Origin of the sequence: Streptomyces sp. NPDC051286 (assembly GCF_044455345.1) — a bacterium.
Classification (GTDB): Bacteria; Actinomycetota; Actinomycetes; order Streptomycetales; family Streptomycetaceae; genus Streptomyces.
Genome location: NZ_JBITER010000099.1, coordinates 1 through 8,563, shown reverse-complemented (window position 1 = coordinate 8,563; position 8,563 = coordinate 1). Strand labels below are relative to the sequence as shown.

The 8,563-nt window shown below is 66.7% G+C and carries 10 protein-coding genes and 2 pseudogenes; 3 read left to right on the top strand and 9 right to left on the bottom strand.

Translation table 11 applies throughout. From position 1 onward, the window contains the following. Positions 1 to 105: 105 nt before the first annotated feature. Positions 106 to 267 (top strand): hypothetical protein, encoded by a 162-nt coding sequence (locus ACIBB8_RS36890; RefSeq protein WP_398959680.1) that lies wholly within the window; start codon positions 106 to 108, stop codon positions 265 to 267. A 47-nt stretch (positions 268 to 314) separates the two neighbouring features. Here the strand turns inward: ACIBB8_RS36890 and ACIBB8_RS36885 are convergent, their stop codons facing one another. Then, the gene (locus ACIBB8_RS36885; protein WP_398959678.1) at positions 315 to 749 is read right to left on the bottom strand and encodes a hypothetical protein; all 435 of its coding nucleotides are present in this window, start codon (positions 747 to 749) and stop codon (positions 315 to 317) included. Between the two features lie 106 nt (positions 750 to 855). Between ACIBB8_RS36885 and ACIBB8_RS36880 the strand changes: the two genes are divergently transcribed. Together ACIBB8_RS36880 and ACIBB8_RS36875 are read left to right on the top strand one after the other, a co-directional pair. Next, on the top strand, positions 856 to 1,953 hold the full coding sequence (locus ACIBB8_RS36880; RefSeq protein WP_398959676.1) for an integrase core domain-containing protein: 1,098 nt from the start codon (positions 856 to 858) through the stop codon (positions 1,951 to 1,953). Between the two features lie 208 nt (positions 1,954 to 2,161). Then, positions 2,162 to 2,326, top strand: a complete 165-nt coding sequence (locus ACIBB8_RS36875) for a hypothetical protein (RefSeq protein WP_398959674.1) — start codon at positions 2,162 to 2,164, stop codon at positions 2,324 to 2,326. A 57-nt stretch (positions 2,327 to 2,383) separates the two neighbouring features. Here ACIBB8_RS36875 and ACIBB8_RS36870 read toward each other — a convergent pair whose 3' ends face one another. The 8 genes and pseudogenes from ACIBB8_RS36870 to ACIBB8_RS36835 all read right to left on the bottom strand — a co-directional run. Continuing rightward, a complete protein-coding gene (locus tag ACIBB8_RS36870) occupies positions 2,384 to 2,722 on the bottom strand; it encodes a hypothetical protein (RefSeq protein WP_398959672.1) in 339 nt (112 codons plus the stop codon). Continuing rightward, positions 2,719 to 3,207, bottom strand: coding sequence for a transposase (locus ACIBB8_RS36865; protein ID WP_398959670.1), 489 nt, complete (start codon positions 3,205 to 3,207; stop codon positions 2,719 to 2,721). Before ACIBB8_RS36865 ends, ACIBB8_RS36870 begins: the two co-directional genes overlap by 4 nt. Further along, the gene (locus ACIBB8_RS36860; RefSeq protein ID WP_398959668.1) at positions 3,204 to 4,259 is read right to left on the bottom strand and encodes a tetratricopeptide repeat protein; all 1,056 of its coding nucleotides are present in this window, start codon (positions 4,257 to 4,259) and stop codon (positions 3,204 to 3,206) included. The genes ACIBB8_RS36865 and ACIBB8_RS36860 overlap by 4 nt, the downstream gene beginning before the upstream one ends. A 382-nt stretch (positions 4,260 to 4,641) precedes the next feature. Beyond that, the gene (locus ACIBB8_RS36855) at positions 4,642 to 4,905 is read right to left on the bottom strand and encodes a hypothetical protein (RefSeq protein ID WP_398959666.1); all 264 of its coding nucleotides are present in this window, start codon (positions 4,903 to 4,905) and stop codon (positions 4,642 to 4,644) included. A 22-nt stretch (positions 4,906 to 4,927) separates the two neighbouring features. Beyond that, the gene (nudC, locus tag ACIBB8_RS36850) at positions 4,928 to 5,824 is read right to left on the bottom strand and encodes an NAD(+) diphosphatase (RefSeq protein WP_398959664.1); all 897 of its coding nucleotides are present in this window, start codon (positions 5,822 to 5,824) and stop codon (positions 4,928 to 4,930) included. A gap of 33 nt (positions 5,825 to 5,857) precedes the next feature. Beyond that, positions 5,858 to 6,208, bottom strand: a complete 351-nt coding sequence (locus tag ACIBB8_RS36845; protein ID WP_398959662.1) for a hypothetical protein — start codon at positions 6,206 to 6,208, stop codon at positions 5,858 to 5,860. Next, positions 6,208 to 6,297: pseudogene (locus ACIBB8_RS36840) on the bottom strand (Helicase associated domain protein); the annotation flags it as partial. The pseudogene ACIBB8_RS36840 and the gene ACIBB8_RS36845, both read right to left, overlap by 1 nt. A gap of 685 nt (positions 6,298 to 6,982) precedes the next feature. Then, positions 6,983 to 8,467 (bottom strand): annotated as a pseudogene (locus tag ACIBB8_RS36835) (AAA family ATPase); the annotation flags it as partial. Positions 8,468 to 8,563: the final 96 nt, after the last annotated feature.

Genomic DNA, 8,563 nt, shown 5'->3' with positions numbered 1-8,563 from the left:
CCTAGAGAAACGTCTCTCAGGCGCCCTCACCCATGTCCGCGCAGGTCAGACCCCAGATTCGTGACTCTAGGACGCTGAATTACGCGGAACGCAGGTGAGCCGTTCATGACGATGCACACGGCCATCGTCCTCCTGTCGGCGGCGTTCATCGGCCTGATTGCGGGAGGTCTCACGTTCCTGAGCAGCGAGGCAGTCCCGGGGGGCGTGCTTGCGGGGCTGAGTGCCTCCGGAGTCTCCGTCCCTGTGCTCCGCCAGCTGATCCGCTGAGGCGGTTACAGACCGGTGCGCCCACGTGTCTCCGCGGCCCGAGTGCTTCAGGAGCGTGTGACGGCTCCGGAGGCAAACCACTGCACGAGGGTGGCGGCGAGGTGGATACCCGCTCGCGAGGCCTCCAAGGTCTCGGAGACGGTGCCAGTCTGCTTGCCATGCCGGGATGTCTGCCCGTCCCACAGGGTGCGCATCATCGCTTCCACGGGGGCTATTGGGTCCCCGCCGGCCGGGGTGGAGATGGCCGTGCGGAACTTGGCCCGCGCGTTGCCGATTTCGCCGAGCATGGTGCCGAGCGTCGCCCTGGCGTGGTTCGGCTGGATGACCGAGTGCGCCGCGCACTCGACGGCTTTGATCGCTTCGCTGTAGGCCCGTACCGGGTCGGGGTGCAGTCCGTACGCGGCTTGCCATGCGGTGGCCAGGTGCTCGGCCGCCGATCCGGCACTGGGTTCGGCCGACGCTGCCCCTGCCGATAATGTCATCCGCCCTGGTGGGAGTGGGTGTACGGGGTGTGGGGGGGGGCTGGGGCCCGGCGGTCGGATGGGCACTCTCGCGCGGTTAGTGTTCGCCCAGGCATGATGATCAATCGTGCTGTTGCGACTGGCTTATCTGACTGTGACGAACGCGTTCGCGATGCTGCGTCTGCTGCCAATGAGCGATCGGGACAAGGATGCGGAGATCCTCGCCCTCCGCCATCAGATCATGGTCCTGGAGCGCCAACTCGGCCAAGACAGGGTGCGGTTCACCCCGAGCGATCGCGCGTTCCTGGCGGCCCTGCTGCACCGGCTGCCGCGCGACGTGCTGCGCCGGGTACGACTACTGGTACGGCCGGACACGGTTTTGCGCTGGCACCGGGACCTGGTCGCGCGTCGCCACGCGGCTCGTTCCCGACCAAAGCGTTCGGGAAGACCGCGGACCGTACGCTCCATCCGACAATTGGTGCTGCGACTCGCGCGCGAGAACCCCAACTGGGGATATCGCCGCATCCACGGCGAACTCCTCGTCCTGGGTGTCACTGTGGCTGCCTCCACCGTTTGGGAGATCCTCCAGGAAGCCGGGGTCGCCCCGGTGCCCGAGCGTGCTTCCAGCACGTGGGCGGACTTCCTACGCTCCCAGGCCGACGCCCTGCTGGCATGTGACTTCCTGGAGACGGTCACCTTGTCCGGGGCTCGGCTGTATGTGTTCGCGGTGATCGAACACGCCAGCCGGCGCATCCGCATCCTCGGTGCCACCGCCCACCCGACCGCCTCTTGGGTGACACAGACCGCGAGGAACCTCGTCATGGACCTCGAGGACGCCGACTGCCGGGCAAGATTCCTGATCCGGGACCGCGACGGGAAGTTCCCCGCCCTGTTCGACACCATCCTGAACGACACGGGGATCGAGGTCGTGCTCAGCGGCGTCCGGATACCGCGCATGAACTCGATCATGGAACGGTGGGTGCAGACCTGCCGGCGTGAACTCCTCGACCGCACCCTGATCTGGAACCAACGCCACCTGCTCCACGCGCTGCGGGAGTTCGAGGAACACTACAACTCCCACCGGCCCCACCAAGGCATGGCCAACGCCCGCCCGCTCCACCCGCTGCCGGCTCCGGCCACCGATCCGGAGCAGATCGCTCGCCTCGACATACGGAGACGTGAACGGCTCGGCGGCATCCTCCACGAGTACCAACATGCCGCATGACCTGCGCGGATGAGCTTTTCGGCAGGGGCAAGGTCCATGTCCGCTTCACCAGTCTGGCGTGCCAGCGCAGGACCGTGCGCGGGGTGACCAAGAGTTTCAGGCTGAGGCGCTGACGCTTGTTCAATAGACGAACAAGGGCGGCGATTACCGCCCGGTCGCCGAGGGTGAAAGCGGGCTTTGGCCTGCCGCGTTCCAGGACGCTCAGCTGATGGCGCAGCACCAGGATCTCGACGTCTTTCGCCGCGGAGGAGCGGGCCAGCAGCCGCAGCCAACCCAGGAGCAGGCAGCAGAACCGGTAGAGCAGACGTATCGCCACGAGACCCGAGCGTGCACCGAGGCGATCCCGGAGGCCCGCGATGTGATCACATCGTGACTCCAGAACTGCAGCTCAGCATGGGTGACATGGGTTGTCGGCACGCACAAGGTTGGGTCAGTCTTCCCCGTAGTGCTGGGAGACCGCTTCCCAATCCTTGGCCCACCAGCCGCAGAGGCGGTAGATCTCTGCGGCCGTGGGGTCTTGGTCCTTCACGGAGCGCAGGTGGTCGAGCAACCCGACCTTGTGTCGCCGAGCTGCGATCACGTATTCGAGTACGTCATCGCCGCTGATGTGATCGTGGTCCGTTGCCCACAGGGCATACTCGGGCCAGAGCATCCCCGCGTAATCGTGGAACTCTCCGAGATCCTCCTCCGAGTCGTTCCACGCCTCGCTGTAGGCGTTGAAATCGTCGATAGTGGCCCGGCCCTGGAGAACGTCGTCAATGAAGGTCATACCTTGATCTTCCGTCCCTTCACCTTGGGCTTGTAGATCTGGCCGCCCTCGGAGGCGGCGTTGGTGATGCCGGTGGTCAGATAGGTCTCGATGCCGTCCCACCACTGCTCGACGGTCTCGGCGAGGGTGACGAGTTCGGGCAGGTGGGCGTGGTCGGCGACGTGGGCGAGGAAGCGGTGGCGGGCGGCGGAGACCGCGGAGCGGTCGGGGGTGACGTGGCTGCGGCTGACGGCCGGAGCCAGGAGGTCGCGCAGGAGTTCCTTGGCCTGCCAGGCCGCGTAGATCTGCTTCCCGTAGGTGCCCATGCAGGCCAGTTCGGCCTTGAGAAGCTCGCGTTGTTCGCCGGTGAGGTGCTCCTTGTTGCGGCGCAGGAGCTTGCGGACGGTGTAGATGCTGTCGCCCTTGCGGGCCCGGCGGCCGTGCCCCGCCCGGGATGGTGTCCGGACGGGGCAGTGGTGTGACGGGTTCCGCGATGCGGCGGTCACGCGCCGGCGGGGCGGCCCTTGTCGGCGAGGACACGCAGTTCCGCGAGGTCCTCCGGGGCGAGGTCGAGCGACGTCGCCCGGGTGAGCAGCGCACCGATCTCCTCGGCTCGGCCCTGCCCGGCGAGGAAGCGCGCATAGGGCAAAAAGGCTTCCTCGTCCTCGTGCTCGATCGCGTCCCGGTAGCGCCGGTCGGCCTGCTCCGGCTGCCCGAGTTCCTCGTGCAGGAGCGCCAGGTTCAGGTATGCGTTCGTTTCCTTGTCCTGGTCGAGGGCGGCCTCGTAGTGGGGCACGGCCTCCTGCAGGGCACCGGTGTCGGTCAGGTGGAGGGCGTAGGCGAAATGCGCGCCGGGCAGATCCTCGTTGAGGGCCTCCCGCAGGTGCTGTCCCGCCGCTTCACTGTCCCCTGTGTCGTTCTCGGCTCCGCCGAGCGCGACCAGGACGGAGCGGTGTCCGGCCTCCAGGGCCTGCCGCAGCCAGCCGACGGCCTCTGCGGGCTTGTCCTGGTCGAGCAGGAGACGGCCGAGGTTGCCAGCGGCCATGGTGTCCCCCTGGTCCACCGCCTGGCGCAGCAGATCGGCGGCCTCGTCCAGCCGCTCCCCGCCGTCGCGCAGGAAGGCGCCGTAGTCGTTGAGCGCGTTCGGGTGATTCTCGGCCAGCGCCCGTTGGTAATACTCTTCAGCGCGAGGGTGGTCCTCGATCTCGTCCGCCAGAATCCCGGCGATCCACAGGGTCACGTTGCGGCCATGGTGGTCCGCCTCCTGAAGGGCCGACACCGCTTCCGCGGGCCGGTCGAGCTGGATCAGCAGATCGGCCAGGGCCTCGTACGCCCCGGCGTTGCCCGCGGCCGCGGCGGCGGAGATCGCCTCCAGCGCAGCGTTGGTGTCTCCCCAGTCCTCCACCAGATCCAGAATCTTGTCCGCGACATCGTTGTCCGGGCTGGTCCAGGCCTCCAGGTAGAGGGACAGCGCGGCAGCATGATTCCCCGCCGACCACTGTCGCTCCGCCCGGACCTCGACGTTGTCCTCCGGCATGAAGACGTTGTCCTCCGGCATGAAGGTGTCCTCTCGTACTGCTGCCTGGGCCCGTGTCCGCGCGTGGCACCAGGGCGTGCGCCAGCATGGCACACGCCCTGGACCGTGAACGGTCAGAGCCGTTCCGCGTCAGCGCTTGCGCTTGTTCGGATTGTCGAACTTCTTACGACCGCCGTGGCGGTCGCCCTTGTTGTGTTTGTCGCTCGTGCTCTTCGATTTGCCCTTGCGGTGTCCCTTCCGGTTGCGATGTGTCGACTTCGTGTCAGTGGGAGCGTGTCAGTACGGTCGAATGGGAGAACCGTGTTCCCGCTGGTCGTCGGCCCGTGGCTGGGGCTTGCCACTGACATGGCGGTGGTACTCCGCGGCCTCGCGGCTGTCATGGGGTGGTACATCGCCAGATGGCTCACTGCCACGAAGACGGCACATCGCAGTCCAGCCGCTGCTTGACGTCGGCGAAGAACGGGATGTGGCGGTAGTCCTTGGCGGCCTCGTCGTAGTCGGTGTAGGCGTTGGTGAACTTCAGCAGCCCGGCCTTCACGTCCGCCACGGACTCGGTACGGATGCGCCGCTCCACGGCCTCGATCTCGTTCAGGAAGCGGGCAAGGACCGCCGGGAGTTCGGGGGCGAGGTGGATTCGGTCGCCGCGCAGGGCGATACCGCGTGTCACCCATCTGTGTCACCCCTCTGTGTCACCCATCTGTGTTCTCCGCGATCCAGCCCTCGATGAGGAACTTTCCGATGGAATCCGGGCGGTAGACATGCCCGGCGTCGATGTGGGCGCGCAGTTCGGCCGCGGTGAACCAGCGGGCGTCCACCACCTCGTCGCCGTCGACGGCGATGGCGCCCGACGACGCCTCGGCGCGGAACGCGGCCATGAGGCCCGCCGGGAAGGGCCAGGCCTGCGAGCCCTGGTAGGCGACGGACTTCACCTGGACGCCGGCCTCCTCGAAGGCCTCGCGCCGTACGGCGTCCTCCAGGCTCTCGCCGATCTCGACGAACCCGGCGAGGGTGCTGAAGGACTGCGGCCCTGACTGGGCGTGCCGGGCCAGCAGGCAGCGCTTCGGCGCCCCCGCCAGCTCGATCAACATGATCACAGCGGGCTCGATGCGCGGGAAGAGGAGCTTCCCGCAGGAGCGGCAGACCCGCAGGTGCCCGCCGTCCCGGACTTCGGAGGGCCCGCCGCAGGCGCCACAGAACCGCTGGTTGCGGTGCCAGTGCAGCAGGCCGCGGGCGTAGGCGAGCAGTCCCGCCTCGGCGGGACTGATGCCGGCGACCAGCTGCCGTACGTCCTGTACGGCGTCGCCCCCGGCCAGTTCGAGCGCCCGGGGCTGCTCCAGGGCGGACAGGTCGGCCGCGAAGACGGCCTTGTCCCCGTCGAGGCCGAGGAGCACCGGTTCGGCAGCCTCGTCGAGCAGCGCGGCCGCCTCACCCGCCCTCCGTACCACCGGCACCCTGTCGTGCGTGAGGCACTGGTCGCGCCAGAGCGGGATCACCCGGGTGCCGGGACGGGCAGCCTGTGCGGCGACCCATGCGGCGTCGGAGCGTCGGTCGCCGGCCCGGTCCAGTTCAAGTCCGGTGTAGTGCACGGAGGAACTCCTGTCTGTCATGTCGCGTTCGGCTCAGCTCATCCCTGGCGGCGCACCGCCGGCCTCACGAGGGGTGACCGTGGCGCCGAGGGAGGCGAATTCGGCGGCCAGATCGGCCGGGCAGTCGTCCAGGAGACCGGCCACAGGGTCCCACACCACCCGTGCCGCCCTGACCAGCAAGTCGTCTTGAGGTGGCGTCAGATAGTGCTGGAAACCCAGCATTTCGAGAGGTGCCGCGACCTGGATCAGGACGTGGTCCGGCATCTCGGCCAGCCAGCCGTCGAACCTCTTTGCCTCGACGATCCGGACGACGGCCGTACGCAGCGACGGCAGGTCGGCGGTGTCTGCCTCACGCTGTCCGCGGCGCACGGCGTCAGACCTCACTTGCGCCGCTCCTCCAGCTCACCGGCCCGGAGCGCTTTTCGCTGCTGGTGCACCCACCTGCCCAGCGGGAAGTCCTTCGTGACGCCGACTGTCTGGTGCCGCGGCCTCCAGTGCGCTGGCTGTTGCCTGTAGGGGAAGCTCGGCTTCCGGGGTCTGTATCGGGGATGAACCGAAGAAGGCTTCGAAGATGAGGTCGAACTCGCAGGTGGCCGCGTCCGCGAAGGCGGGCAAGCCGCGGATGTCGTCCGCAGTGGTGTAGCGCTCACAGAACTGACGGGCCCGGTCGTTCTTGTTGTTCGACTGGTTCGTCTCCAGGGGCGGATAGTAGGCCTCGATCGCCCCCAGCTCCCACACGTAGATGTCCTCCTTGCGGAGCATCGCCAGGAGTTCCCCCTTCATCTTCTTCAGCTCCGTATCCTGGGCCTCTTCGAGGATTCTTCGTGCGGTGTCGGAGGCGGAACGGGCGAAGAAGGCGATAACCGCAGCGTCAAGTTCCTCCCATTCGCACAGACCCTGGGCGTGCTCCTCGCGCTTGAGCTGAGCGTGCCGCCACAGCTCGCGAGCGGACCCACTGGTACGCAGGCCCTTGAGAGTCTTGCTCGATACCTCGGCATCCTCGTCTTCCGCCAGCAGGTTGACCCTGGCGACAACCCGGTCGCGTAGCTCATGGCACTCGAGGCTGGCACCGAGTTTGTCGAACCCCTTGAGCACTGCGTCCAGGTCGGCGAGGACCGCGACTCTCATCTCGAAGCGGCGAAAGAAGTTGCGGTACCGCGCGATGCTGCCCTTGCCCTCGACCTTGGCGATGGCCGCCCCATGCTTGTCGAAGTCCCACTGAGGGCTCAGAGTGCGCGCGAGATGGGGGACGAGGAAGTGGTCACTGGGACCTTCTACGAGGAGCACGGAATTGGCGAAGAACGCCGCCTCGTTGTTCTCGTGGGTGATGATCTCGAACTGGTCGCGGGCGTCCAGGTCCGACAGATCGACGACGCAGGTCCGGCTGGTCGGCGGATCCAGTGCATGGTCCTTGACCACCTTGACGAAGGTCCCCGTCGCCCCCGGGGCGTAGAAGGCAGAGGAATGCGTGCTGACCAGCACGTCGTTGTAGTCGGAGAAGACGGTGAGCGCCTCGAAGAGCTTGCGCTGCGCCCGCGGGTGAAGAAAGACCTCAGGCTCTTCGAACAGCAGCAGACAAGGTTGCTGCGCGCTGTCCGCCCCGGCTGGCCTCGTGATCTTCAAGTCCACGTATGCCCGCAGAATGGCGAACGCCACTGACCTGCGCAGGCCGTCGCCCTTGGTCTTGAAAGGGCCGCTAATTCCGTCGTTGACAGCGATCTGTGCTTCCTCCAGCAAGCTGCGCAGACGAGGCGGAGGGATCTCCAGACGTACGCGCGCGCGAGGAAAGGACTCCTGCAGATTCCGTTGGATCAGCGACTCGATCTGACGCACCTCCGGCAGCCGCCCATCCGACTCCTTGCCGTTCTTCTCTGTCACTACGTTGAGCTGGGTACGCAGCTGATCGAAGGAGGACTCCAGCGCGGGGAGTTGATGCTCGATGTCCTCGAACAGGACGAACAGCAGCCGTCCGAACGTCGCCGTCGAGGTGGTCTTGACCTCCTCGTTGAGCTCCTTCACAGCCGGAATGTAGATAGGTTCGGGCAAAAGGGCCGCTACCGACTTGTCCAGTCCTGTCGGCAGCGGCTCATCGCCCACGGTCAAGTCCTCGTCGGTGAGACCTACGACGATGTCGGCCCACGCGCGCCTCGCGGCTGTGCGGTTGATCTTTCCAGGCGGCAGGGCCGCATGAATATTCGGATAGGTGAGCCTGAGGCGCTCTCTGAGCTCCTCATCGCTCTTGGTCTTGAGGACGTCCTCGAGCGCCGGCCGCTGGTACCGGAGGTCCTTCGGTACCTTCTTGACCAACCGCACCACACCCTTACCGGGGCCCGTGTAGATCCGGGCCAGGGAGAGCCGCCCGTCATGGATCTCAGGCTCGATACGGGCCCGGTGCCCTTCCTCAAGCCGGAGCAAGTCAGCATCCCTGATGCCGGCGAAGGTGAGCTGGATGCGCACCGGCTGCGCCGAAGTCAGGAAGTCAGTCTCCGTTGCCGAACCCGAGCGCAGAAACATGTTGAGGGCCTGGAACACCGACGACTTCCCGGCATTGTTTTCGCCGATCAGGCAACCGAACCGGGAGAACGGCATGTGCACCTGGCCGAGGCCACGGAAGTTGTCGATTTTGATGTGTTCGAGGCGCATGGCCTGCGTTCCGCGTAATTCAGCGTCCTAGAGTCACGAATCTGGGGTCTGACCTGCGCGGACATGGGTGAGGGCGCCTGAGAGACGTTTCTCTAG